This window comes from Cyanobium sp. ATX-6F1 (assembly GCF_047395825.1).
Taxonomy (GTDB): domain Bacteria; phylum Cyanobacteriota; class Cyanobacteriia; order PCC-6307; family Cyanobiaceae; genus ATX-6F1.
Genome location: NZ_JBCEBF010000001.1, coordinates 1,597,560 through 1,621,805 on the forward strand (window position 1 = coordinate 1,597,560; position 24,246 = coordinate 1,621,805).

At 61.2% G+C, this 24,246-nt stretch carries 22 protein-coding genes and 9 pseudogenes; 16 read left to right on the forward strand and 15 right to left on the reverse strand.

Going from position 1 to position 24,246, the window contains the following annotated elements; genetic code table 11:
• Nucleotides 1-74: 74 nt before the first annotated feature.
• Nucleotides 75-1,673 (reverse strand): flavin monoamine oxidase family protein, encoded by a 1,599-nt coding sequence (locus tag AAF143_RS09140; protein ID WP_414026825.1) that lies wholly within the window; start codon nt 1,671-1,673, stop codon nt 75-77.
• A 252-nt stretch (nt 1,674-1,925) separates the two neighbouring features.
• On the opposite strand from AAF143_RS09140, the gene AAF143_RS09145 reads away from it, so the two are divergent.
• The 4 genes from AAF143_RS09145 (at nt 1,926) to AAF143_RS09160 (ending at nt 6,023) form a co-directional block, all read left to right on the forward strand.
• Nucleotides 1,926-2,999 (forward strand): ATP-grasp domain-containing protein, encoded by a 1,074-nt coding sequence (locus tag AAF143_RS09145; protein ID WP_414026826.1) that lies wholly within the window; start codon nt 1,926-1,928, stop codon nt 2,997-2,999.
• A gap of 439 nt (nt 3,000-3,438) precedes the next feature.
• On the forward strand, nt 3,439-4,023 hold the full coding sequence (locus tag AAF143_RS09150) for a hypothetical protein (RefSeq protein ID WP_414026827.1): 585 nt from the start codon (nt 3,439-3,441) through the stop codon (nt 4,021-4,023).
• Between the two features lie 264 nt (nt 4,024-4,287).
• Nucleotides 4,288-4,731 (forward strand): Coq4 family protein, encoded by a 444-nt coding sequence (locus tag AAF143_RS09155; RefSeq protein ID WP_414026828.1) that lies wholly within the window; start codon nt 4,288-4,290, stop codon nt 4,729-4,731.
• Nucleotides 4,728-6,023 carry an MFS transporter gene (locus AAF143_RS09160; RefSeq protein WP_414026829.1) on the forward strand — a complete coding sequence of 432 codons (1,296 nt, stop codon included), beginning with the start codon at nt 4,728-4,730 and terminating at the stop codon, nt 6,021-6,023. Before AAF143_RS09155 ends, AAF143_RS09160 begins: the two co-directional genes overlap by 4 nt.
• Before the next feature lie 277 nt (nt 6,024-6,300).
• Here the strand turns inward: AAF143_RS09160 and AAF143_RS09165 are convergent.
• A pseudogene (locus tag AAF143_RS09165) lies at nt 6,301-7,957 on the reverse strand (alpha-D-glucose phosphate-specific phosphoglucomutase).
• 132 nt (nt 7,958-8,089) lie between these two features.
• Here AAF143_RS09165 and AAF143_RS09170 point away from each other — a divergent pair.
• Nucleotides 8,090-8,308, forward strand: a complete 219-nt coding sequence (locus AAF143_RS09170; RefSeq protein WP_254988543.1) for a hypothetical protein — start codon at nt 8,090-8,092, stop codon at nt 8,306-8,308.
• A gap of 28 nt (nt 8,309-8,336) precedes the next feature.
• Here the strand turns inward: AAF143_RS09170 and AAF143_RS09175 are convergent, their stop codons facing one another.
• From AAF143_RS09175 to AAF143_RS09220, 10 genes and pseudogenes are all read right to left on the reverse strand, one after another.
• Nucleotides 8,337-8,660 carry a hypothetical protein gene (locus AAF143_RS09175; protein ID WP_414026830.1) on the reverse strand — a complete coding sequence of 108 codons (324 nt, stop codon included), beginning with the start codon at nt 8,658-8,660 and terminating at the stop codon, nt 8,337-8,339.
• A 150-nt stretch (nt 8,661-8,810) separates the two neighbouring features.
• The gene (locus AAF143_RS09180; RefSeq protein WP_414026831.1) at nt 8,811-10,088 is read right to left on the reverse strand and encodes an FAD-dependent monooxygenase; all 1,278 of its coding nucleotides are present in this window, start codon (nt 10,086-10,088) and stop codon (nt 8,811-8,813) included.
• 8 nt (nt 10,089-10,096) lie between these two features.
• Nucleotides 10,097-10,339 (reverse strand): hypothetical protein, encoded by a 243-nt coding sequence (locus tag AAF143_RS09185; RefSeq protein ID WP_094561105.1) that lies wholly within the window; start codon nt 10,337-10,339, stop codon nt 10,097-10,099.
• 193 nt (nt 10,340-10,532) lie between these two features.
• Nucleotides 10,533-11,009 carry a phospholipase D-like domain-containing protein gene (locus AAF143_RS09190; protein WP_414026832.1) on the reverse strand — a complete coding sequence of 159 codons (477 nt, stop codon included), beginning with the start codon at nt 11,007-11,009 and terminating at the stop codon, nt 10,533-10,535.
• The gene (locus AAF143_RS09195; RefSeq protein WP_414026833.1) at nt 10,985-11,332 is read right to left on the reverse strand and encodes a phospholipase D-like domain-containing protein; all 348 of its coding nucleotides are present in this window, start codon (nt 11,330-11,332) and stop codon (nt 10,985-10,987) included. The genes AAF143_RS09190 and AAF143_RS09195 overlap by 25 nt, the downstream gene beginning before the upstream one ends.
• Entirely contained in the window at nt 11,299-11,721 is a 423-nt protein-coding gene (locus AAF143_RS09200) for a hypothetical protein (RefSeq protein WP_414026834.1), read from the reverse strand. The genes AAF143_RS09195 and AAF143_RS09200 overlap by 34 nt, the downstream gene beginning before the upstream one ends.
• A 142-nt stretch (nt 11,722-11,863) precedes the next feature.
• The gene (locus tag AAF143_RS09205) at nt 11,864-12,025 is read right to left on the reverse strand and encodes a hypothetical protein (protein WP_315859744.1); all 162 of its coding nucleotides are present in this window, start codon (nt 12,023-12,025) and stop codon (nt 11,864-11,866) included.
• A 29-nt stretch (nt 12,026-12,054) separates the two neighbouring features.
• Nucleotides 12,055-13,126: pseudogene (locus AAF143_RS09210) on the reverse strand (DUF4912 domain-containing protein).
• A gap of 164 nt (nt 13,127-13,290) precedes the next feature.
• Nucleotides 13,291-14,052, reverse strand: a pseudogene (locus tag AAF143_RS09215) (phycobilisome rod-core linker polypeptide).
• 91 nt (nt 14,053-14,143) lie between these two features.
• A pseudogene (locus AAF143_RS09220) lies at nt 14,144-14,751 on the reverse strand (phycobiliprotein lyase).
• 59 nt (nt 14,752-14,810) lie between these two features.
• Between AAF143_RS09220 and AAF143_RS09225 the strand changes: the two are divergent.
• Together AAF143_RS09225 and AAF143_RS09230 are read left to right on the forward strand one after the other, a co-directional pair.
• On the forward strand, nt 14,811-15,422 hold the full coding sequence (locus tag AAF143_RS09225; protein WP_414026835.1) for an EamA family transporter: 612 nt from the start codon (nt 14,811-14,813) through the stop codon (nt 15,420-15,422).
• Nucleotides 15,317-15,952 carry an EamA family transporter gene (locus tag AAF143_RS09230; RefSeq protein ID WP_414026836.1) on the forward strand — a complete coding sequence of 212 codons (636 nt, stop codon included), beginning with the start codon at nt 15,317-15,319 and terminating at the stop codon, nt 15,950-15,952. Before AAF143_RS09225 ends, AAF143_RS09230 begins: the two co-directional genes overlap by 106 nt.
• A 139-nt stretch (nt 15,953-16,091) precedes the next feature.
• Here AAF143_RS09230 and sufR read toward each other — a convergent pair.
• A pseudogene (gene sufR, locus AAF143_RS09235) lies at nt 16,092-16,761 on the reverse strand (iron-sulfur cluster biosynthesis transcriptional regulator SufR).
• Nucleotides 16,762-16,983: 222 nt separating this feature from the next.
• On the opposite strand from sufR, the gene AAF143_RS09240 reads away from it, so the two are divergent.
• From AAF143_RS09240 to AAF143_RS09260, 5 genes and pseudogenes are all read left to right on the forward strand, one after another.
• Entirely contained in the window at nt 16,984-17,337 is a 354-nt protein-coding gene (locus tag AAF143_RS09240; RefSeq protein ID WP_094561120.1) for a ferredoxin-thioredoxin reductase catalytic domain-containing protein, read from the forward strand.
• A gap of 15 nt (nt 17,338-17,352) precedes the next feature.
• Nucleotides 17,353-18,793, forward strand: a pseudogene (gene sufB / locus AAF143_RS09245) (Fe-S cluster assembly protein SufB).
• A gap of 78 nt (nt 18,794-18,871) precedes the next feature.
• On the forward strand, nt 18,872-19,675 hold the full coding sequence (sufC, locus tag AAF143_RS09250; RefSeq protein WP_094561124.1) for a Fe-S cluster assembly ATPase SufC: 804 nt from the start codon (nt 18,872-18,874) through the stop codon (nt 19,673-19,675).
• A gap of 35 nt (nt 19,676-19,710) precedes the next feature.
• Nucleotides 19,711-20,787 carry a SufD family Fe-S cluster assembly protein gene (locus AAF143_RS09255; RefSeq protein ID WP_414026837.1) on the forward strand — a complete coding sequence of 359 codons (1,077 nt, stop codon included), beginning with the start codon at nt 19,711-19,713 and terminating at the stop codon, nt 20,785-20,787.
• Nucleotides 20,784-22,082 carry a SufS family cysteine desulfurase gene (locus AAF143_RS09260; protein ID WP_254988552.1) on the forward strand — a complete coding sequence of 433 codons (1,299 nt, stop codon included), beginning with the start codon at nt 20,784-20,786 and terminating at the stop codon, nt 22,080-22,082. The genes AAF143_RS09255 and AAF143_RS09260 overlap by 4 nt, the downstream gene beginning before the upstream one ends.
• Here the strand turns inward: AAF143_RS09260 and AAF143_RS09265 are convergent, their stop codons facing one another.
• Together AAF143_RS09265 and AAF143_RS09270 are read right to left on the reverse strand one after the other, a co-directional pair.
• On the reverse strand, nt 22,083-22,328 hold the full coding sequence (locus tag AAF143_RS09265) for a hypothetical protein (RefSeq protein WP_414026838.1): 246 nt from the start codon (nt 22,326-22,328) through the stop codon (nt 22,083-22,085).
• Entirely contained in the window at nt 22,247-22,783 is a 537-nt protein-coding gene (locus AAF143_RS09270) for a class I SAM-dependent methyltransferase (protein ID WP_414026840.1), read from the reverse strand. Before AAF143_RS09270 ends, AAF143_RS09265 begins: the two co-directional genes overlap by 82 nt.
• 35 nt (nt 22,784-22,818) lie before the next feature.
• On the opposite strand from AAF143_RS09270, the pseudogene AAF143_RS09275 reads away from it, so the two are divergent.
• The 4 genes and pseudogenes from AAF143_RS09275 to AAF143_RS09290 all read left to right on the forward strand — a co-directional run bounded on the left by AAF143_RS09275 (nt 22,819) and on the right by AAF143_RS09290 (nt 24,119).
• Nucleotides 22,819-23,360, forward strand: a pseudogene (locus AAF143_RS09275) (DUF1543 domain-containing protein).
• Nucleotides 23,361-23,466: 106 nt separating this feature from the next.
• A pseudogene (locus AAF143_RS09280) lies at nt 23,467-23,742 on the forward strand (nucleotidyltransferase domain-containing protein); the annotation flags it as partial.
• Nucleotides 23,735-23,893: pseudogene (locus tag AAF143_RS09285) on the forward strand (HEPN domain-containing protein); the annotation flags it as partial. The pseudogenes AAF143_RS09280 and AAF143_RS09285, both read left to right, overlap by 8 nt.
• Entirely contained in the window at nt 23,892-24,119 is a 228-nt protein-coding gene (locus AAF143_RS09290) for a HEPN domain-containing protein (protein WP_414026914.1), read from the forward strand. The pseudogene AAF143_RS09285 and the gene AAF143_RS09290, both read left to right, overlap by 2 nt.
• Nucleotides 24,120-24,246: the final 127 nt, after the last annotated feature.

A 24,246-nucleotide genomic window follows, 5' to 3' on the forward strand; every position in this document is an offset into this window, starting at 1 on the left:
CAATGACAGAAGCCATTCCCCTATATTCAATCAGCCATTGGCAAACCATTTTTGACTGTCTAAGGATGTTCGAATCAAGCAATATCAATTGGTATCGATGAATTTGCCCAGCTAGGAGCCTGAAGATTAAAGCATGATCGCAACATTGCTTCAGCTGAGCGTAGGGCCCCATTAACCCAGCCTTGCTCTTGTGAAAATGCTTCACCGCAGATGTATAGTGGTAAGCTCGGATTTGGTTGCCTTATTAGTGGGATTATCTTTGCGCTGTCATAACACGAACGCCAGGAGTGGGTAGCGACACCAGAAGGTTGTTCTTTCCAGTCACACATACTTGCCCAATACGGCAACTTAATTGATTGTGAGTGCAGAGTTTCCAATTGGCTTGTCAGTTCTCTGATGACACTCTCTGAGCACTGCAGTGAAGGATCGGTAGGTCCATGTACACCTGCACAGGTAGAGCTTTTATCTGCTGTATTTCTCCAGTAATCACTAGCGTCTGAATCCGTATAACTCGCCAGAAGTACTGACGGTTCTGCACTGTCAGTTGAGCTCGTAAGCTCATTGGTAGGATTATTGATGCTCTGATCGCTTCCCATGTACAAACATTGACGCATTGGTAGATCTGTTCGAGCTTCCCCTTCCGTAATCTGACTAGATCTCCACCAACAACTATTATATACAAAATGGGTTTTAACGGCTAAGATTTCCACAACAGAATTCAATCGGTCTTTAAGCCTCGGAGCTAGCTCTGCTAATCCCTCAATCTTTCTGATCCGATTTGGCGGTAAGGCAAGCACAACCCGTTTAGCGACGATCGTCTCATTCGAGTGATCTGACGTCACCGCAAGTTCAAACTGTTCAGAACTTCTGCGAATTGATCTGAGCCTGCTGGATGTCCTGTATTTGCAGCCATGCTGTGATGCCAACTCTGCCAACTTACTCGGCAATGATTGCATGCCAGTGCTAATCGTAATGGTATCCGAATCGCTTACGAATGGTAAAAAGCCGAGCAGAAGTTCGCGGGCACTCACATCTGCGTGCGTATCCACCCAATACCCATGAACGTCATTGTAATACGCTAGCACTTCTGGGCTGCATACATTTTCTAAGAGCTCTTTAAAGCTGAGCTCTTTAAAGCTTTTTCCATTAAAGCTAGCTTCCTCAAGGCAGTCAATTATGCCTCTGCTTTGACTGGGTCGCATGCCTTGCTTACTTAGAAATAATAATATTGATGCTGGTACAATTTCACCAGGATTATTGGTTCCTAGCTCAGCCGGAATCCTATAGGGAACCTTGTCTCCGGCTTTGATTTTATCAAGTGATGTATGATGACCCCGAATGAAGATAGGATTGTTATTCGCCAATACCGATTTGAATGGTCTTGTTGGAAGCCCTAGATAATCTACAAGATGACCTAGCAGCTTGTGATTTCGACTAAATCGCATGCCGCCATGCTCTACCTGCACGCTTTCAATGCCGCTGACATGTTCGCTGTACAAACGTCCGCCTAATCTTGCCGACTGCTCAATGACAACAATGTTTAATTCTGGCTGATCTTTTATTAGGCGCCATGCTGTGTAATTACCAGCTACCCCGCCTCCTATTATTGCAACGTCAAAAGCCCCGGCCCGAGTTTTGCCAATATCCTGATTTGCGGATAATGCTAAAACCATTTACCCAATTTTGAGCTTATATCTACGTTGCTCCTGTGCAAGCTGTTGCGCTTTGGTTGGCGTTGCATTGTCGCAAATCGTCATATTTGACGTGCATTATTCTTGTCGCTAAGTTGATGAAGTCATTATTGCATCGGCATGTCGCGTCCTCTCATGATGACCGCATTAGTCACTGGTGGTCGAATGCCTGCCTCACTTGCAATGTGCAGGGCTTTGAGGAGGTCGGGTGCCACAGTGATTGGAACCGACTCTTTGGACACCACACCTCTCAGTGGATCTAATTCGGTCGATCTCTACGTCAAGACCCCTTCCCCAAGCAAAGCACCTGACGCATTTCTTGCGGCCCTTAGTCAGTTAATTAAGGAACATAATGTAAGTCATTTGATACCAATGTACGAAGAGGGATATGTTGTTGCAGCCAGCCTCTCTCGACTGGCTGGTACTCACCCATCTACTTCAATTTTAGTTGATACCGTGGAGACCCTTTCGATCCTTGATGACAAGTGGCGCTTTATTGCCCATTGTAAATCTTTAGGTTTGCCGGTTCCCAATACTGCTGTTGTCACTTCAGCCTCCGAACTGCGTGATCAAATCAATAGCCTTAGTACAGGCTTCGTTGTGAAGCCTGTTTTCTCACGTTTCGCTCAAGGTGTTTATATTGATCCTGGTCCCGAAGATTTAGTGCGGATTCATCCTTCCGTGGACTCCCCATGGGTTGTACAAGAACGTGTGATTGGTTCCGTTGCGTCGAGCTATGGCATTTGTCGTAATGGTAAGGTCTTAGTGCATGGAGATTATGGTAATGACTTCGTCGTTGGGGCAAAGTCAAAGCAGGGCTTGGGTGCGAGCTCCAGTTATCAGCCTACTGTCCTCCCTGGAAGCCGTGAATTCGCTGAGATCTTGTTTGGCAGTCTTGCTTATTCTGGCCAGTATGGGCTCGACTATATTGTTAATGATCGTGGAATCTCTTGCATCGAGTGCAACCCTAGGGCAACTAGTGGCATTCATTTATTTGAGCGCGATCGTTCATTTGGCGATCTCATGCTTGGTAAATCCACTAACGATCAGCCTCGCGCGTCCGCTTCTTCTAACCATTTGCAGCTTTTGCAGTGCCTGATTTCTGGGGAGGCTTCTATAGCTGACCCAAAATTAATAAAAGCACTCTTGAGTCGCGATGTGTTGTTTCGGTTTCGCGATCCCAGACCAGTCTTAGCTTTTAGGACCATGCTTAAGCAGATTACTTTTGAAGCAAGATCTCAACAGAGGCCAGTCGCTGATTTGTTTTTGAGGATCTTGCTTCAAAAATGTGCTTGCAAATATTCATAAGACTGCTTGAAACCAAAACAACTACCGAGATACAGGTCAGCTAAATTTCCCCAGAAATCAGGCGCCGCTGCAAATGGTAAGAAGCGGACGCGGGTGGATTTACCAAGCATGAGATCGCCAATGAGCAAGATGGCATCTCAAATAACGAATGCCGCTGAACGCTTTGGGGCCTGATCGAAGATTAAAAGCGATCGTAGCCCAATATAGTCGAGCCGAAATGGCGGGGCCCCGAGCACTAGATCTCAGCGAATTCACGGCTTCCAGCGGTGGCTCACCTGCTGTTTTTTGCTAACGATGAGAATCATTACCGCCCTCCATGCATAAGACACCGTTACGACAAATGCAAAGCTCGGCCTGTTAATCCGCACGTTCTTGTACGGCCCGTGAAGTACGGAAAAAGGATTCTAGTCCGTGGACTACATGGGTTGTACAAGAACGTGTGATTGGTTCCGTTGCGTCGAGCTATGGCATTTGTCGTAATGGTAAGGTCTTAGTGCATGGAGATTATGGTAATGACTTCGTCGTTGGGGCAAAGTCAAAGCAGGGCTTGGGTGCGAGCTCCAGTTATCAGCCTACTGTCCTCCCTGGAAGCCGTGAATTCGCTGAGATCTTGTTTGGCAGTCTTGCTTATTCTGGCCAGTATGGGCTCGACTATATTGTTAATGATCGTGGAATCTCTTGCATCGAGTGCAACCCTAGGGCAACTAGTGGCATTCATTTATTTGAGCGCGATCGTTCATTTGGCGATCTCATGCTTGGTAAATCCACTAACGATCAGCCTCGCGCGTCCGCTTCTTCTAACCATTTGCAGCTTTTGCAGTGCCTGATTTCTGGGGAGGCTTCTATAGCTGACCCAAAATTAATAAAAGCACTCTTGAGTCGCGATGTGTTGTTTCGGTTTCGCGATCCCAGACCAGTCTTAGCTTTTAGGACCATGCTTAAGCAGATTACTTTTGAAGCAAGATCTCAACAGAGGCCAGTCGCTGATTTGTTTTTTGAGGATCTTGCGTGCGAACCACGTTGAGCGACGACTAATTTATTTTTACCATTTTTACTGAGACAATGGAAGTTAACCAACGCCAAAAAGTTGAATTGCTCGAGACCTTGAGGGGTGTTGTTCACTTTATTCAGGACCCTGGGCAGGTATCGTCAGTTTTTGAAATTCAACGTGGTTTGAGTAATCAACCAATTTCTCTAAAGAATGTCGAATTTATGCTTTCCAATCCGGCTATCAAGGCTTTGGCGGATGAAAAGTATCAGCCCGCCCGCCCTAGTCTGACCGACCTAGTTGGACTCCCCGGAATCACTGGGCTATGCCTATGCAAGGTCACTTCTTGATGCAGGTTTTGACCCTAATTTCTTCGAAGTTGTCGACGTCATTGGCCCGGGAACATATTTAGATTTGCGCGCAAGGCAGACGCATGATATTTGGCATGTTATGACTGGCTTTGGCACTGATCTGGCTGGCGAAGTTGGTTTGCAAGCATTTCAATTGTGTCAGATTTATAGTCCGATGTCAGTGCTTGTGGCTGCTTCGGGCTTATTGCATTCCATGACTCTTGGTGGCGATCTGAATCCTATGCTCTCTGCTTTGCAACAGGGTTTTGAGATATCTAATACTAAGGTTCCAATGCTTTCCGTTAAATGGGAGGAATATTGGGACGCCCCTCTTGATTCATTGCGTCATCAGATTGGGCTGGATAAGGCGATTTACACACCTGTATTCCAGTGAAGATCAATCTGCCCCTTCGGCTCTTCCCAGTTGATCAGGTCCGGCGTAGATTTATCAGTCATCAGGACCGCACTGTCACCATATCTGTTGTATTTCTTGCCTTGCTGAATGATCGGCTATCCCGTAGCCTTGTTATTCCTATTTTGCCATTTCTGATTGGCCAGGCAAATGCTACTGGTATCACCATAGGGTTGCTGGTGACTTCCTATAGCATTGCCTCAATGATTGTGAATCCTTTTGCGGGAGAGTTGTGTGATCGCTACGGAAGGCGCCCACTGTTGATTATTTCTCTTGCGCTTGCTTTTGTTGGAATGACTCTTTTTGGAGTTGCAGGAGCGCTGCCTCTGATGTTTATTGGTCGGCTGATTGATGGTCTTGGAGGCGCAAGTGGATCAATATCTGTCACTATTATTTCTGATGTTACGCCTCCCAAGCGCAAAACAGAAGCTTTTGGCTTGCTTTCGACTGCCGCTGCGATTGCAATTGTTCTTGGGCCAGGTCTCGGCGGTGTTCTGGCGGCTCATGCTCCGCGACTGCCGATTTACATAGCATCTCTTGCACTTTTTATAAATGCAATTCTGGCGTTACTTTTTTTGCCCGAAACGATCAACAAACGTCTCTTGCCTAAGCCAAGATATCAACCCCTTACAATAGGTACTTCGCCTGATGCCACTGCATCCAAGGCGCCCGACTTTGCAGCCTCGTTTAAAGACAGTCTCGTTGTTTTCAGGCAAAAGAGGGTCGTTTATGCTTCCATCGCGTTCACCATGGTCTCCATTTCTGGTTATGGGATCTTGGCTGTTATTAGTCTGTATATGTCAAAGGTATTGGCGTGGGGGCCTCACCAGGCGGGCCTTGTTTTTAGCATAGCTGGATTGGCGACTGTTCTTCAGCAGTTTACAATTGTAGGCCGTCTTTCTCGACTATACAATACAACTCAACTGCTAATTATTGCGCATCTTCAGGCATTGACTGGGCTGGCGGTTTTGCTTTTTCCGGTTTTTCCCTCCAGGGCGATTGATCTAGTTTTCTCTGTCACCATGATCACCCTTGCTTTGGGCTTGATCTCGCCGGTGATCAGAGCGCTGATTTCGGAATCGTCGGGTTCGCGTGTTAGCGGCAGCACTATGGGCATGGTGCAGTCCATGCAAAATCTGGGCTCATCCTTTGGCCCTACAATCGTTGGCTTGGTCTACTCTTCGAGTTCGCCTGGCGGCTCTTTTTCAGTTTTCCACTGCTTTTGCGATTGTTGGATTGTTTTTGTTGCTTTTCTCCGGTCGCGGTTTTCCTAGATTCACTCGTCATGCGTAGTGACGCTGCACGCTGCACGCTGTATTTGTTGCTCATGGCCGGATCGGCTCAACCTATGTGGGTTTCCTGCGTTGATGCAGAAAAGCTCCTCGTTGCTTCCAATAGTTCGGTGGCAACCAGCAACCAGCAGCCAGAAGTGATTGAGACTTTGATTTAGCCCTTTGCCCCCTGGAATGTGCGCTTTTCCCCTGTGCTATGGCAGCTTTTAGTGCTGGCCTCGATGGGCGCTGATTCTTTATGGTGCATCCAGTCATCTGGTCAGGTGATCACCGTGGGCCTGCCCATGCCCGTGCGCGTCTTGATTTCCGCCAGCTGATCGATCGTCGTGATCAGATCGCCGAGCGCGGCCTGGGGATCCTGAGTCAGGTTGCCGCCGGCCGCCACGTAGCTCTCCAGATACACCCGCAGGGTCGCCCCCTGGGTGCCGGTGCCGGAGAGGCGCAACACCACCCGGCTGCCGTCGTCGAGCAGCAGGCGCAGCCCCTGGCCGCTGGTGAGCGAACCATCCACCGGGTCGGTGTAGGCGAAGTCATCGACGGTGGCGATGCTGCGGCCGGCGAAGGCCTGGCCCACTAACGAGGGCTGCATGGTCTTCACCCGCTCGTAGAGGCCTTGGGCGGCATCGCTGGGGATCGCCTCGTAGTCGTGGCGGGAGTAGTAATGCCGGCCGAAACGATTCCAATGCTCCGCCATGATCCGGCTCACCGGCTCCCGCCGTTTGGCCAGGATTTGCAGCCAGAACAGCACGGCCCAGAGGCCGTCCTTTTCGCGGATGTGGTTGCTGCCGGTGCCGAAGCTCTCTTCGCCGCAGAGGGTGATGCGGCCCGCATCGAGCAGGTTGCCGAAGAATTTCCACCCCGTGGGCGTTTCGAAGCAGGCCAGGCCCAGCTCCTTGGCCACCACATCGGCGGCGGCACTGGTGGGCATCGAGCGGGCGACCCCGGCCAGGCCATCGGCGTAGCCGGGAGCGAGGGTGGCGTTGGCGGTCAGCACCGCCAGGCTATCGCTGGGGTTCACGAAGCAGCGACTGCCCAGAATCATGTTCCGGTCGCCGTCGCCATCGCAGGCGGCGCCGAAGGCGGTAGGCGTCGCTGCCCATCAGCAGCTCTGCCAGGTCGTGAGCGTAGGTGAGGTTGGGATCGGGGTGGCCGCCGCCGAAGTCTTCCAGGGGGATGCCGTTGCGCACGGTGCCCGCGGGCGCCCCCAGGGCCCCTTCCAAGATGCGGCTGGCATAGGGGCCTGTTACCGCGTGCATGGCGTCGAAGGCGATCGGAAAGTCGCCCCGCAGTAGATCGCCGATCGCATCGAAATCGAACAGCTTCTGCATCAACGCCACGTAGTCGTCGACGCCGTCGATCACCTCAACCTGCAGGTTGCCGATGTGGCAGCGGCCAGGCGCCGAGAGGTCGGGGTCGCTGCCGCCTTCACAGATCCGGTAGCCATCCAGCTGCAGGGTGGTGGCGTAGATCGCGTCGGTGATGGATTCCGGTGTGGGGCCGCCGTTGGCGCCGTTGATCTTGACGCCGAAATCGCCATCCGGGCCGCCGGGGTTGTGGCTGGCCGAGAGGATCACCCCACCCACGGCACCGTGCTGGCGGATCAGGTGGGAGGCGGCGGGGGTGGAGAGGATGCCACCGGTGGTGGTGATCAGCCGTGCCACGCCGTGGGCCGCAGCCATGCGGGCAATCACGGTGATGGCCTCGCGGTTGCCGTAGCGCCCATCGCCGCCCACCACGAGCGTGCCGCCGGCCACTCCGGGCAGCACCTGCAGACTCGCCTCGATGAAGCTCTCGAGGTAGTGGGGCGTCTGGAACTGCCGGCTGCTCTTGCGCAGCCCCGAGGTGCCGGGCTTCTGGTCGCTGAAGGGTTGGGATAGGGGAATGTGCCGGATGCTCACAGGATTGCTGCTGGTCATCGGCTGATCCACCGGGGCGTTGGGGGCACCAAATTAGCCCTGGTTTGCGGCCGCCCAGAACGGGCTAGCGTCCGAAACAAGCCGGGGATTGCACGCGAAGCTTGCCGAGTGGCGCTGGGACGCCAGGCAGGAATGGCCGTCGCTCAGCGCCGCGGCACGGAATCCTGTCAGCGCGGCAAGCTCACCAACGCCTTGCTGGGTCTCTCGGCGAGCTGCGAGGCCACCGGTCAGGGCAGCGGTTTGTGTGCTCTGGCCGATCAGGCGGTGGTGCAGACGGGCTGGTCGCTGGCGTTCATGGACAGCACCGCTTACCAGGTGCTGCAACTGATTCAGGCCCCAAAGGGGCGTTGAGCGCCAGCAGGGGTGGGAGCTGTCAGGCTCAGAAGCCTGGGATCAGGCCGAATCCCTTTTTCTCCTGGGGCTTGGCCTCGGTTTTGCTGGGGGCCACGGTGCGGGTTTGCTGCTTGCAGAAGGGCAGCAGATCCTGGCCGGCGCGATTGAGGGCTTCGCGGCGCTCGAAGCTGTTGGCGGCGGCGGGCTGGGCCCGTTGGCAAATGGTCCAGATCGCGTCTTTGCAGCTTGCCCCGAGGCGGGGATGGTCCATCAGCGGATCGGCCATGGTGCGCGCCTTGGTGCAGCTCTCGGCGGTGTTCTCCCGGCCGCAGGCGAACGTGTGGAGCTGCAGCTCCCGCAGCTGATCCATGGAGGGATAGGGCGGATCTTTAGGCGCTGCTTGCAGGGGGAAGCCAGCAGACCCATCAGGCCGAGCGCCAAGCCAGCGCTTAGGGCGGAGCCGCCCCTCAGGGCAGGATTGATCCAGGAGGGAGCCATGGTTCTGTCGGGTTGGCTCCCATCATGGCGACCCCGGCAGCGCCGGCAGCACGAGACAGTCCCTGGCGCAGCGGTTGCTGCTGATGGCTCCAGTGGGCGGCGATCGCCGGCCCCACCAGAGGGCGGCCAGGGCCAGGCCGCTGCGCAGCCAGCTCTGGCGGCGCAGCTGCTCTCCCCGGGCGGCTTCGGCGGCCTGGAGGGCCTGCAGCGTGGTGATTTCCGGCCGTCGCTCGGCTTCGATCGCGGCGAGCGCCGCATCCAGGCCGGTGATGGCTGTGGTTTTGGCTCCAGGGGCACCGTGCTGTGGCTGTTGTGGTGCTGGCGCGGGCCGCAAGAGCGGCTGCAATAGGGGCAACAGCCGGGCGCTGGCCACCCAGGCGTCGCGCAGGGCCATGTTGATCCCCTGGGCTCGCACCGGACTCATCGGATGGGCCGCATCGCCCAGCAGCAGCAGGCCGGGTGCCCACCAGCGCTCTGCCAGTCCTACCTGCACTGCCAGCCGGCTGGGTTCGCCCAGGCCGGCTCGCCACTGCCGTAGCCAGGCCGCCAGCTCCGGTGGGCTCAGCGGAGCCATCCGCTCGATCCAGTCGTCTGGGGAGCATGCAGGCACCCGCTCGCCCTTGTTGAGCAGCCAGCCCAGCTGCACCCCTCCGCCAGCGCTGTCGAAGGCGCTGAACACCCCTCCGGCCCCACCAGGGTGGTGAAGCTGCCTTGCAGCGGTGAAGGAGAAGGGCAGGCCAGTTGGAACCAGAGCAGATCGATGGAGTTGACTCCTTCCACCAGCACCAGTCCAGCCTTCTGCCGCAGCAGCGAGGCCCGGCCGTCGCAGGCCACCACCAACTCGGCCTCCAAATGCCGCCCGTTGCGCAGCCACCTCCGGCCACCCGCCCTTGGCTCCAGAGCAGATCAGACACCGGCTGCCCCGCTCCAGCACAAATGATGGGCAGGATTGCGCCTGCCCCAGCAGGGCCTCCAGCAGGGCGGGCTGGTTCACCAGGGTGCAGGGCCGCTGGGGATCGCCGCTGAGGGGTTCGTGGGCGTGGAAAAGCTCCCGGCCATTGACCACAAAGCGCCAGCCCTGCAGGTGCCTGTGGGGCACAGCCGCCAGCAGGTGGCTCAGCCCCATGGCAGCCAGGGCCTCCAGGCCCGAGGGCATCAACGCTTCGCCGCGAAACTGGCGCGCCGGGCTGGAGCTGGCTTCCACCAGGGTGACGGCGACGCCGGAACGGGCCAGCAGCAGGGCCAGGCTGGCCCCGGCTGGACCAGCTCCAACGACCAGGACCCTGGGGCCAGAGTTCAACGGGTCACTCAAACGAAGGAGTTGTAGTTGCGGGTGCCGCCGCTGACCGGATCCACATGCCCCATCAGCTGGCTCTTCTTGGCCAACAGGTAATTCACCAGCTCCTGCTGCACCGCCAGCAGCTCCTTGGTGCAACCCCGGAACGCGGCACGGTGGCGGATCTCGTCGTGGCGGGTGTGGAGATCGCGCAGCATCAGCTGGATCGCATCCAGGGTGGCGGAGGTGGTGCGGGAAGCCTGCAGCGAATCCATGGCCCTGGGGCGGAGACAGGTCTTCAGCGTAGGAGCCCTGGCCCAGCTCAGCAGTCGCCGATCAGGGTTCAGGTGCGCTGCACCCCACTGCCACAGCGGTTGCGTTGCCGCTCCTGTTTCCGCGCCAGTCGCTCGGTGATGCCCAGCTCGGCGCCTTTCCAGAGCCGGTTGATCTCGGCGCTGAAGTGGGCCGCTAGCAGGGGGAGTCAAACACCAGCAGGGTTTCGTCGTTCCGGTGAGCGGCGCTGGGGCTCCAGTTGAAGGAGCCGGTGATCACGGTGCGGTTGTCGATCACGGCCAGCTTGTGGTGGAGTTTGTCGCCGCTGGCCAGCCGCGGCGTGCCAACCGTCTCGAGGGGGCGTTGCCAGGGGCGGTTGGCGGCCTCCAAGCCACAGCGGTGGTCGGGCAACTGGGTGCCGAGCAGATCCAGCACTTCGCTGAAGGAGCGGTTGGCGAAGCCGGGATCGGCCAGCAGCCGGATGGTCACCCCCCGCTCCTGCAGCTGGGCCATGGCATTGGCCAGGCTCTGCTCTGAGAACACGAACAGGGCCATGTCGAGCTGCTTGTGGGTGCCGGCGAGCAGCTCCTCCAGCAGCAGCAGGCCCTGGTGGGGATCGCGGCGGCGATGGGGTGCAAACAGCACCGTCACCGGCGTTTGACCCACGTGCACCTGCTGGGCGGCTCCGCCGCCCTTGCCCAGCCCAAAGCGGCTGTTGGGTAAACCCCTGGGCCGTCGCCCCACATCCGCTCGAATTCGCTCACAAAGGTATGGGCTAGCTCGCGGCTGTGGAGCCGCATCAGGTGGTTGACGTTGCCGCGGGTGCGATCAGCTCCCGGGTCGCCGTGGATGCAGGAGGGGGTGAAATTGGCCGAGCCGGTCACGACCACCGCCCGGTCCACCACCATGAACTTGTGGTGCATCAGGCCGCTGCCGGCGCTGCCGTCGGCGGTGTCGTCGATCAGGGGCACCCCGGCCCGCTGCAGGATCGCCACCGCATCCCCCAGCCGAGGGCCTTGAGCTGCTCGTGGCGGCTGCGCTGGTGCGGGGTCAGATCGGCAGGGTGCTGCTGGCTCCAGGGGGTGCTGTAAGCGTTTTCCAGCACCACCTTCACCGTCAGTCCATCGCGGTGGCGCGCTGCCAGGGCTTCGGCCACCTTCGGCAGCGACAGCTCCTGCACCGCCACCAGGATTTCCCTTTTGGCGCCTCGGATGCTGGCCAGCACAAAGGCCTCGAGATCGTCCCCCTGGCGCCACTGGCCACTGATCGGGCTGCGGTAGCGGCTGGTTTCGTTGTGGTTGAAGACCAGCTCGATGCCCTCGGGCAGGGGCCTTTGTGGGGTCGGCTGCCCCAGCAGCTGGGCTTCGGCGCTGCAGCCGGCCACGGCTAGACCCAGGGCACCGACCCAGGCGAGCGGGTGCCTCAGGGGGTTGCGGTGACGAGCGGTATGGGTGATGGCGACCTGCTGCGGCTGCCTTCAGTCTTCCCACCGACTGTCCAATGGTTGGTTGAGGCTGGGCTACTGGTCAGTGGTGGCCAGGCATCTCGGCCGTGCGCAGCATTAGCACAAACCAGGCGGTGCCGATCAGCACGGCGCTGAGCATGGCGGCCGGAAGGCCCACGCGCATCAACACCACGGGCACGATCAGCGGAAAGGCCAGGGCCCCAGCGAGTGGGGTGAGGGCCACGGTTGCTCGTTTGAGAGATCCAGCGCGTTTCAGAACCATTCGCTGATGGCCTTGTCGGCAGGGTTGCTGTTGTCTTCCGGGGTGGAGCGGTTGAATTCGAGGGTGATGTTGCGCTTCTGCTCGCCGTCTGCGGCCACCGCCTCGATCGGATAGAGCTGTTGACCATCTCGGAACGGCACCTGCACGCGGAAGGTGCCATCGGCGGAGAGCGGCACGTCTTCGCCGCCGATGGTGAGGCGCGCGGCTGGATCGGTGGCGCCGTAGACGATCAGCTCGGCATCGGCCACCAGCCAGAAAGAACGTTGCCGTGAGGCCACCCCGCCGATGCCGGATTCGTTGCGACCGCTAGCCCAGATTCCGGCCCCAGAGGCGTTCAGTTCGCTGGTGTCGAGACCGGCTTGTTCGAGTTCGTGGAAGGCCTCGGAACCGCGGCCAAGGCGCCGCCAACGGGCCGTTGCTGTTTGGTAGAGGCGCTCATGCAGACCGGCGTCAGCCGGTTCCATGGGTGTGGGCAGGGTGGCCGGAGCGGTGTCGAGCGAGAAGGGCACAAACTGGTCGAGGATCTGCTCACTGGGGTGCAGGGCCGGAACCCGGGCCACCGACGAGAAGGCCAGCGAGATCCAGCCGCCGCCGGAGCCTTTGCGGTAGCCCAGTTCCACCCGGTAGTCGCGATCGCTCAGGGGCACCGGCATATACCATTCGGTGGCATGGCTATCCACCACCACCTCCTGCAGGGTGTGGGGGTGGGCAGAGCCTCCCCGCCAGTCCGGTGACATCGGCCACCCGCAGGCACAGCTGGGACGCCCCGGCGGCCAGCGCTTCGCCCCGATCAGCTTCAGAGATCTCCCAGAACACGTAGGCCCACTGGGGATCCCGGGGCAGGAACACCACGCTGGTGCTGGACGCCGAAGGGCGTGGTGCCGGAGGCAACTCCGCTTCGATCGCCTTGAGAGTGCGGGGGCTGTCGTCCTGTCGCCGGTTGATGGCCGCCAGCAACTCATCCTTCGACTTGCGGCTGTACAAGCTCACCCCAAGATCGCTGGCCACCTGCCGAAGCTGCCGCAGGGTCATGCGTGCCAACGAAGTAAGGGCTTGGGTCACGGCGATAGATTTCTTTTGGGATCAGCGTGGTCAACTCTCCCATTGCCGGTTGTTTTTGCCTTGAGCCGTCAGTGGATGCTGACGGCTGGTGCATCAGGGCCAGCGTTTGACGGGCACAAAAAAGGCGGCCCGTAGGCCGCCCCTTGATGGATTGGTTGCTGAGCTCAACGTCCAATGCTGCGGTAGGGCACCTTGGCCAAGTAGTCCATGCTGGTGTTGCTAGATGCACCGCCTTGGCTGCGCATGGCAGGCAGATTGCGCACCCAGGGAGGTAGTCCTCTGGGAAGCCCCCACGGCGCTGACGGGAGCGAGCGGGGATCGTTTTGGCGGTGCCGGTGTACACAACTTGGGGGAAGCCCAAGATGCCCCGGTAATAGGCCTCGTATCGCGGAGTGGTGATGTTGAAGGGGGTTTCGCCCAGATCCCTGGAGCCCACCACGCGGTTGCGGTGGAAGGGAACGGTGTCGTAACCGAAGGCGTCCAGGTATTCCTGGCCGTTGAGGATGTCGTCAACCATGCCCTTGACCCCGCGGGTCATCAGCACAGCCGCCCAGGCGATCTCCTCAGACCTGCCGTGGGTGGGGCGACCCAGAAGCTTTTCCACCAGGTGGCGCACCACCCGATAGTTGCTGTTCAGGTTGTAGAAGCTGCGGGTGAAGGTGTCTGAGAGACACAGGGAGCGAATGAAATCCCGCACACTCATTTGGCCGTTGCGCAGCTGGCTCTCCAATGTCAGGTTGCGGTCGACCTTGAAGGCATAAAAGAAAATCTGTCGATAACACGACTCAATGAGCAGATTTAGGTCTTTGGGATCCATAGCCCTGTCCATGGACATGGATTTGGGGTCCTCATCCGAACTCCACCCGCAGCGGGTTAACCCGCGAGTTTTGGGTAGTGGGCGCGTATTTCAGGAGGGGCAGGGCCACACAACTTCATCATCCGTCGTTGCTGATCGTAGAAGTGCAGCCGCGGCCGGGTTCGGCTGGCCGAGACAGGGCTCACAGTCCGTAACGTTCGTCACCATCCCAGGGGAGACAGGGGCTGCTCGGAGACGGGCTCTTGGGCAGGGGTTTTGGCCCCAGGCTCCGGGCTGTCTAGCAGCCGTGTCTCGACGCAGAAGGACGCCGTATTGGAGAGGCCCTCCACCGTGCTGGTGCGCAGACGCACATTGGGGCCGGCAAAGCTGAATCGCTCCAGGCTGGCCATGGTTTCGTAGCCGGTGGTGAGCAGTAGACCGTCGCGCTCGTCCATGGCGAAATGACCTGCCACGGGGGCGGTTTCGGCGTAACCACGGTCGCGCAGCAGCAGACCGGACCGGCCGAGCTCATCGGTGGGGATCAAGCCGAAAACGCTTTCCCCCTCGTGGGCTTCTCCTGCCTTATCCCACGCCATTGAGGCGTTCCAGGTCACCCGGCAGCCCCCAACGAGGCCAGCGGGATTTTCGCCGTGGAGCTCGGCGATGGCGATCAGGCGGGGGTCGGTTGCGGCGATTTCCACCACCTCAATGAAGGAGCCTCCCGCCTCAGCTCGCCGGTGCAGCAGGTGGTGGCTGCTGCGCTGGGAGCGCCAGCGGCCGCAGCTCAGCCGGAAAAGCTGAGGGCATCGGCGATCGAGGCGGGGCGGATGTCGTCCACGGGGGTGCAGTGGCTGTGGCGATGATCGCAAGGAGTGGTGGGGAGCGGCGGTGGCGATCGGTGTGGCTGCTGCCCTGGCCGCCGCCCTCTTCTGGACCCTGGCCAGTGGTTTGTGGCGTCGGCTGCCGACGTCGCTGGGTCCGGCCGAGCTGAATCTGCTCAAAAACCTGATTGCCCTGGCGCTGCAGCTGCCGCTGCTGCTGGGGAGCACCCAGGCCCTGCCGCTTGGGCCCACCGGCCTGCTTCTGCTCAGCGGGGTGCTGGGCATTGCCCTGGGGGACAGCTTCTACTTCGCCGCCTTGCGACGGCTCGGCACCCGCCGCACCCTCACCTTTGATGCCGGCGGGCCGGCGGTGACGGCCGCGGCCGGTTGCCTGCTGCTGGCCGAGTGGCCTGGGCCGCGCCAGTGGCTGGGGATTGCCCTGATCAGCCTGGCGGTGGTGGTGGTGGCCCGGCAGCGGCCGATGGCCGAGGCGGGGGTGGTCTGGAGGCTCACCAGCGCCTGGGGGTGGTGCTGGCTCTGGCGGCCCTGTTGTGTGGCGGTGCTGGTGCCCTGTTGGCCCGTGCCGCCCTGCGCACATCGGGCCTCGATCCCTGGCATGCCGCCACCCTGCGGCTGCTGGCCGCCACGCTGGTGCTGCTGCCCCTGTTGGGCAGGCTGATGACCCATCTGCGCCGGCCTCGACCCAGGCCGCCGGGCCGGCGTTGGCTCCTGGTGCTGGCGGCCACCCTGCTGGGCACCAGTGCGGGCATCGGTCTGCAGCAGCTGGCCCTGGCCCGACTTCCCGGCGGGCTGGCCGTGGCCCTGCTGGCCACCGCCCCGGTAATGGCGGTGCCCCTGGCGCCCCTGGAGGGGGATCGCCCCGGGGCACCAGGGGTGCTGGCCGCCCTGCTGGCGGTGCTGGGTGTGGTGCTGGTGGCGCTGCCCCTAGCCCCGGCTGGTCTCGCCCTGGCCCAGGCGTCGATCGGCCTGGCGTGTGGCCCAGGTGCTCAGGTCAGCCAGCTCCAGGGCCAGCGGCGCCCGGCCCAGCGTGCCGGCGACGTGCTCCAGTTGACCGCCCGTTGCCACCAGTTGCTCAACCAAGGCCGCCTGGAATGCGGCGTCGTCGGCGATTGGGGGTTGTTGCCGTACCCAGGCGCCGATAGCTGCACGATCCGGCAGGGGGCCGGGCTCAAGGGATGCTGCCGTTGAACGGGAGATGGCCTGCAGCGTGCGCAGGCCATGGGCCAGGAGCCTGAGGTGGTGACGCTCGAGTGCCGGCAGCAGGGTGGCCTCTAGCTCCGCCAGTTCGGCCAGGGTCAGCGGGCTGTTGGCGGCAGGCCCGTCCGGCTCAGGCGTCACGGCCCTGAATGAGGCGGAAGCCGCAGGAGTGGCCCTTTTCCAGGCGCCATTGGACCCGCTCCACCTGGCAATCGGGAAAGGTGTGGCGGATCAGTTGCAGCTCTTGATCGCAAACGCAGGGAACTGCTCGGCAATGCGCATCACCGAGCAGTGGAATTCGCTGACCACCCAGGCCTGGTCGTCGTCGGGATCCTGGGCGCATTCGGCCATGTATCCCGCCTGACGGCGCAGTTCCACCAGCCGCTCGAGCCGTTGTTGCAGCTCCCCTCGCCGATTTGGCCCCGATACACGCCCGCTTGCTGGAGAGCCTGCTGATTGAGGAGCTCCTGCAGGGTTTCGGAGGACAGGCTGCCGGCCAACGACTGCAGCAGGCCCAGGGCGAAGTGATCGCTGCCATCGGGAAAGTGCCCCTGTCCCTTGGCCGTAAGGCGCCAGCGATTGCTGGGTCGACCGGGACCCTCGGAAGCCGGACTGGCTTCCACAAAACCTTCATCTTCCAGGCTGCGCAGATGGCGGCGCATCACCTGAACTGACACCGACTGGTATTCAGCCAATTCGCCGGCGGTCGCCTCGCCCTGCCGCAACAACATGCCGAACACCGCTTCCCGGGTGGACGCCGGGTCGGCATGTTGGCGGGAGATCTGGGGTGTGGCACTCATGGCCGACGCCGAACTACATCACGATGCCACGCCTGGCCGGCGGTTGGGGGTCGGCCCGGCACAATGAGGTTTCTGGTCGAGCCCCAAGGCCCATCGCTGGTGCTCTAAGCTCGATAGGAAACGAAACCAAAAAGTTTCGTAACTGGGATTCTGTGATCCTGGCCGTTGCACTGCGCGGTCCTGTTCCTTCCAGTGCGATCTGACCATCACCCCCTCCGAGCCATGTCCGACGCCGCGGCCAGCCCGACCTCCGACAGCCTCGAGGTGATTGGGAAGTTTGCCGAAACTTACGCTCAGCGCACGGGCACCTATTTTTGCAGCGATCCCGGTGTCACCGCGGTCGTGCTGGCAGGCCTCGCCAAGCACAAGGACGAGCTCGGTGGGGCTCTCTGCCCCTGCCGTCACTACGAAGACAAAGAAGCCGAGGTCTCCCAGGCCTTTTGGAACTGCCCCTGTGTGCCGATGCGGGAGCGCAAGGAGTGCCACTGCATGCTGTTTCTCACAGAAGACAATCCGTTCCGCGGTGAGCAGCAGACGATTTCTCTTGACGACGTGAAAGCCCTTACTGCCGGCTGATTCGGCTGAATTGCCATGAGTACCGCAACCGTTGGCGATCTTGTTTCGCAGCCGTATAAACACGGCTTCGTGACAGACATTGAAACTGAAAAGATCGCCAAGGGCCTCAGTGAGGACGTGGTGCGGCTGATCTCGTCGAAAAAAGACGAGCCTGATTTTCTGTTGCAATTTCGGCTGCGGGCCTATCGCCACTGGCTGCAGACGGCCGAGCCCGATTGGGCGGCTTTGGGATATCCGCCGATTGACTATCAGAATATCATCTATTACGCGGCTCCCAAGCAACAGGGAGAAAAAGGCAAGCCTCGATGAGGTGGATCCCAAACTGCTGGAAACCTTCGATAAGCTCGGGATCCCACTGAGCGAGCAGAAGCGTCTCTCCAACGTGGCTGTTGACGCGGTGTTCGATAGCGTCTCGATCGCCACCACCTACAAGGAGAAGCTGGCGGAGCATGGGGTGATCTTTTGCTCCATCAGCGAAGCTGTGAAGGAGCATCCTGAGCTGATCGAGGCCTATCTGGGTACGGTAGTGCCCAGCAATGACAACTACTTTGCGGCCCTCAATTCCGCTGTCTTCAGTGATGGGTCCTTCGTGTTTATTCCGAAGGGCGTCGAGTGCCCGATGGAGCTTTCAACCTATTTCCGCATCAACTCCGCTGACACGGGTCAGTTTGAGCGCACATTGATCGTGGCTGAAGAGGGGGCCTCGGTGAGCTACCTCGAAGGTTGCACCGCTCCCATGTTTGATACCAATCAGCTCCATGCCGCCGTGGTGGAGTTGGTGGTACTGGATGATGCTTCTATCAAGTATTCGACCGTGCAGAACTGGTATGCCGGTGATGAAAATGGTGTGGGTGGTATCTACAACTTCGTGACCAAGCGTGGTCAGTGCCGCGGTGCGCGCAGCCGCATCAGCTGGACCCAGGTGGAAACGGGTTCAGCCATTACCTGGAAGTATCCCAGCTGTGTACTGCAGGGTGCTGATTCGGTGGGCGAGTTTTATTCCGTCGCCCTCACCAACAATCATCAGCAGGCGGATACCGGCACCAAAATGATTCATGTGGGGCCCCGCACCCGCTCCACGATCGTGAGCAAGGGAATCAGCGCTGGCCACTCCTCCAACAGCTATCGCGGCTTGGTGCAGATTGGCCCAAAGGCTCTGGGAGCGAAGAATTACAGCCAGTGCGACTCGATGCTGATCGGCGATCAGGCGGCCGCCAACACCTACCCCTACATCCGCTCCCAGCAACCCGATGCGGTGGTTGAGCATGAGGCCAGCACCTGCCGCATCTCCGCCGATCAGCTTTTCTATCTCCAAAGCCGGGGGATCGGCTTTGAAGAAGCGGTTTCGATGATGGTGAGCGGCTTCTGCCGCGATGTGTTCAATCAGCTGCCGATGGAGTTTGCCGCCGAAGCCGACAAGTTGCTGGCTCTCAAACTCGAGGGATCGGTGGGGTGACTAGCCAGAATCCCCTAATTTGTTCTACTTAGCTGTTTTTGAGTCCGCTTCCGATCTTTTCCATTTGATTTTTCTGCTGTGATTCGCCCCGACGCCCCACTGTTGCTGGACATTTGCGATCTCCACGCTTCTGTGGAGGATCAACCCATCCTCAAGGGGGTCAATCTGTCGATTCGGGCTGGTGAAATTCATGCCGTGATGGGGCGCAACGGCAGTGGCAAGAGCACCCTGTCTAAGGTGCTGGCCGGCCATCCCGCCTACACCGTCACGGCTGGATCGGTGAACTACCGCGGGGCCGATCTGCTCGAGCTGGATCCCGAGCAGCGGGCCCGGATCGGTCTGTTCCTGGGGTTTCAGTATCCGGTGGAGATTCCTGGAGTCAGCAATCTGGAATTTCTGCGGGTGGCCACCAATTCCCGCCGCGCCGAGCGGGGTGATGAGGAGCTCGATACCTTCGCCTTTGAGGACCTGGTGCACGAGCGGCTCAAGGTGGTGCAGATGGATCCGGCCTTCCTCGGGCGCAGTGTCAACGAAGGCTTTTCTGGCGGCGAGAAGAAGCGCAACGAGATCCTGCAAATGGCCCTGTTGGAGCCCCTGGTGGCCATCCTCGATGAGACCGATTCCGGTCTCGACATCGACGCGCTGCGCATCGTTGCCGATGGTGTCAACCAACTGGCCGGACCCGAAAACGCCACCCTGCTGATCACCCACTACCAAAGGCTTCTGGATCTGATCACCCCCGACTACGTGCATGTGATGGCTGCTGGCCGGATCCTGCGCACGGGTGGCAAGGAGCTGGCGCTGGAGTTGGAGCGCACCGGGTACGACTGGGTGGACCTGGAACTCGCCCGCCTGGAGCCCGAGACGGTGGAGGTGGCCTGATGCCTGCCGTTGCGCTACCGGCAACCGCTGAGTGGTTGGCCGCATTGGCCGGTTCACCGCTGCCGGGTCGCCGCCATGAGGATTGGCGCTTCACCGATCTGGCGCCGCTGCAAAGCGTGGCTCCAGAGCCCTGGACTGGCCCGGATCCCTTTGCCCTTGCTGCGCTCCCCGATGGGATCACTCGCCTCGAGCCCTCTGAAGCGCAGCAGCTGCGCAGCCAGGTGCTGCAAGCCACCGGCAGCTCAGCTGCTTGGCCGGTGCAACTCAATCAGGGCGCTTCGCCCCGTTGCCTGGCGTTGCGGGTGAGCGGGGCGGCGGGGCCGTTGCAACTCAGCATCGATGCCGGAACTGCTCCGGGCCTGTTGGCCCTGCAACTGCTGCTGATCCTGGAGGACGGGGCCAGCCTGGAGCTGCTGCAACACCACAGCTCCAATGCTGCCAATGCCACCAGCCAGCTGACCGTGGCCCAACTCGGCCATGGCGCCCGGCTGCATCTGGGGGTGCTGGCCCCGGGCGATTGCCGCGCCAGCTTGCTCAGTCATCTGGCCATTAGCCAGGCTCCTGCCAGTGCCCTGCAGCTCACCACGGCCGTGGGCGGTTGGGCCCTGAGCCGCCTGGAGCCTCGCATCTGTCAGGTGGCAGGGGCAGCCCACACCCGTCTGCGGGCCCTGCAGCTGGTGGACGGCCAAGACCTGGCGGACACCCACAGCCACGTGCGATTTGAGGGTCCCGATGGCGAGCTCGACCAGCTCCACAAGGTGGTGGCCGATGGGGCTGGACGCAGCGTGTTCAATGGCGCTGTCCAGGTGCCCCGCAAGGCCCAGCAGACCAACGCCGCCCAGCTCAGCCGCACCCTGCTGCTCTCGGATCGGGCCCGGGTGGACACCAAGCCCGAGCTGGAAATCGTTGCCGACGACGTGAAGTGCGCCCACGGTGCCACCGTGAGCCGGCTGCAGCAGAACGAGCTTTTCTATCTGCAGAGCCGTGGCATCGGCGCCGATCAGGCCTCCAAACTGCTGCTGCGGGGCTACTGCGAGGAGGTGCTGCGGGAGCTGCCGGCGGCTGCGGCGGCCCTGAATCCCCTGCAGCTGCTGCTTCGGGAGCGTCCATGACCATGACCGCCTCCCCGGTGCAATCCGACCTGCACCCGTCCAACCCATCTGCCGGCAACCTCGCGGCCCTCACCCGGCCCGACTTTCCCCTGCTGGCGCAAACGGCCTGCCTGGGCCAGCCGCTGATCTACCTGGATCACGCCGCCACCAGCCAGAAGCCCCGTCAGGTGCTGGCAGCCCTGCAGCACTACTACGACCACGACAACGCCAACGTGCACCGCGGCGCCCACCAGCTCAGCGCCCGGGCCACCGAGGGCTTCGAGGGTGCCCGCGCCAAGGCGGCCGCGTTTGTGGGGGCGGCCAGCCCGCGGGAGATCGTGTTCACCCGCAACGCCAGTGAGGCGATCAACCTGGTGGCCCGAAGCTGGGGTGAGGCCAACCTCGGCCCCGGTGATGAGGTGCTGCTCACGGTGATGGAGCACCACTCCAACCTGGTGCCCTGGCAGCTGCTGGCGGCGCGCACCGGCTGCGTGCTCCGTCACGCGGGGCTTACTGCGAGCGGCGAGCTGGATCTGGAGGATCTGCGCCGCCAGATCACCGAGCGCACCAAGTTGGTGAGCCTGGTGCAGGTGAGCAACACCCTCGGCTGCCTCAACCCGATCGAGGAGATCGTCGCCCTGGCCCATGCCGCCGGCGCCCTGGTGCTGGTGGATGCCTGCCAGAGCCTGCCCCACCTGCCGGTGAATGTGGCCCAGCTGGGCTGCGATTTTCTGGTGGCCAGCTCCCACAAGCTCTGCGGCCCCACGGGCATGGGGTTCCTCTGGGCCCGGGAGGCGTTGCTCGAGGGGATGCCGCCCTTCCTGGGCGGCGGCGAGATGATCCAAGACGTGTATCTCGATCACAGCAGCTGGGCGGAGCTGCCCCACAAGTTTGAGGCGGGCACGCCGGCCATCGGTGAAGCGATCGGCATGGGCGCCGCCCTCGACTACCTCAACGGCCTGGGCTTGGCGCGCATCCACGCCTGGGAGCAGGTGCTCACCCGCCAGCTGTTCGATCGGCTGCGGGCGATCGAGGGGGTGCGGATCCTGGGTCCTTCGCCGGAGCAGCAGCCTGATCGCGGCGCACTGGCGGCCTTCACCGTCGATGGGCTGCACGCCAACGACATCGCCGCCCTGTTGGACTCGGCCGGGATCTGCATTCGCAGTGGTCACCACTGCACCCAGCCCCTGCACCGGCTCTACGGCATCCCCGGCTCGGCTCGCGCCAGCCTCAGCTTCACCACTACCCCCGAGGAGATCGACCGTTTCGCCGAGGAGCTCGAAGGCACGATCGCCTTTCTGCGCGAGCACAGCTAATTAGAGCGGCGTCAGCACCGCCAGGGCTTCGGCCCGGTGCTGGCCCTGCCAGGCCCACTGCCACTGCCAGCCTGTCTCCTGGGCCACCGTTTCGATGGCGCCCCGCTCGGCCGGGATGTCGAAGCTGCTGAGGTGCTCGATTACCTGGCTCTGCTGCTCCGCGGTTAGCGCCGCCCAGCCCTGTCGGATCCGCGCGCTGTAGCGCTGCTGGTAGGCCTCCAGGGTTTCGCCCGGCTCGCGGAACACATCAGCCCAGAGCAGCAGCCCATCGGCGGCGATGCGCTGGCGTGCCCCTGCAGAAACGTGGTCTTCTCGGCGTCGCTGAGGTGATGGATGGCAAAGGCCGAATGAAGGATGTCGACTGGAGGAGCCTCCGATTGGCTCCAGGCCAGCAGGTTGCCCTCCTGCCAGGCGCAGGGATAGGGCATGGGGCCCAGGGCCGTCTCGGCCAGGGGCAGCACGGCGGCGGTGAGATCCAGGCCGGTGTAGCCGCCCAGGGGCAGGCGCCTGAGCACGGGCGCCAGCTGGGCCAGATCGCCGCAGCCCAGATCCACCATCGCCGGCGGGGGCGCAGCGACGGGACGCTGGGCCAGCCAGCCCTCGAGGGCGTTGGCTGTGGCGTGCGCCACGGCCCGGTGCTCCATCAGGTCGTGGCTCACCACCGCCCGGTAGGTGGCCCACTGCTGCGAAAAGAAGTCCATGGCGCCATCCTGATCGAGCCCCGGGCCCGAGATGGATGGCGAATAACCCGGTGATCCCGCAGCTGTGGATGGTGGTGTTGGGCGGCCGCGCGCCTGGCTGCCACATCGAGCTCCACGACGTGCGCTTTGTGGCAGGGGCCACGATTGAGGCGGCGATGCCGGAGCTGCGGCGGCAGTGGTTCGGGAGGCGTGAGGGCCTGCACCTCGATGCGTATCTGGCGGTGCGGGCGGTGGATGGCTGGGCGGTGCGTCTGGGGCGCGAGCCGCCCGCGCCCCGGCTCGAGCGGCTCTGGTTTGTGAACCTGGGCGCCTACCGCCCCGATTGCCTCGCCGAGCTGCACCACTTCGGCCTGGTGGTGGCCCGTTCGCTCCAGGCGGCCAAGGCGGCGGCCAAGCGGCAATGGCTGCGGGGCGCGCTGCAGCAGCACAAGGACGATCTGGCCGCGGTGGACGATTGCCTGGCGATCGAGCAGCTGGAGCTGCTGGGGGTGAGCGCTGGCACGTGCAGCTGGAGCCCCACCCCGAGGGCCTCAGCCAGAGCCAGGTTCCGGATTGGTTTGGCTACCGGCCGATCTGAGTTGGCTGCAGCTGTCCTTTTGCCTCAGACTGTTCAGATGGCAGTCGGCACCGTCACATCGAGCGTGGATCCGCGGATTGCATCGATCGCTTTGGCCATTCGAGCTGAAATCCCCCAGGCGGAGGTGCGTCTGTTTGGCTCTCGGGCTCGTGGTCAGGCGCGCCCTGATTCCGATGCCGACCTGTTGATCACCGTGCCGGATGCCTGGTTGGCGCAGCACAATCGGCTGCAGGTGCTCGGTCGGTTGAGCCGGCAGCTCTCCAGCTATCGCCTGCCCCTCGATCTGTTGCTCTATTCCCAGAGTGAGGTGGAGGCCCGCCGCTCCTGTCACCAAGCGGTGAGCACGGTGGCTTGCCGCGAGGGAATTTTGCTGAATGGCTGACGCCGATGCCAGCCGCTACTGGCGCATCGCGCGGGCCGACCTGCAGGAGGCTCGGCGGATGCGGGAGCTTTCTGGATTCCGCAGTAGCAGCATTGGTTTTCTGCTCCAGCGGGCAGCGGAAAAGGCTTTGAAGGCCTGGATCCAAGCTGCTGGCGGAGTGGCTCCCCTTCACCCACGATCTGGGTGCTCTGCTGAATCTTTTGCAGGAGTTGGGCGAGACACCGGCCGCTTACGAGGGGCTCACCGAGTTGTATTTCTTTGTGGTGCAGCTGCGCTACGACGATGAATTGGTGATTGAAGAGCTGGATTGGTCGGTGTGCTTTGCCCTGGTGGAGCGTCTTCTGGAGGAGATCAAGGGTCGCTGCTCCGTGTCCTGAGCCCCACCCCGAGGGTCTCAGTCAGAGCCAGGTGCCGGATTGGTTTGGCTATCAGCTGATTTGAGCGGGCGGTATGGGGGCGCCTGGGTGTGTGCAGCACGCTCTGGAAATCTGTACAAGTTGTACA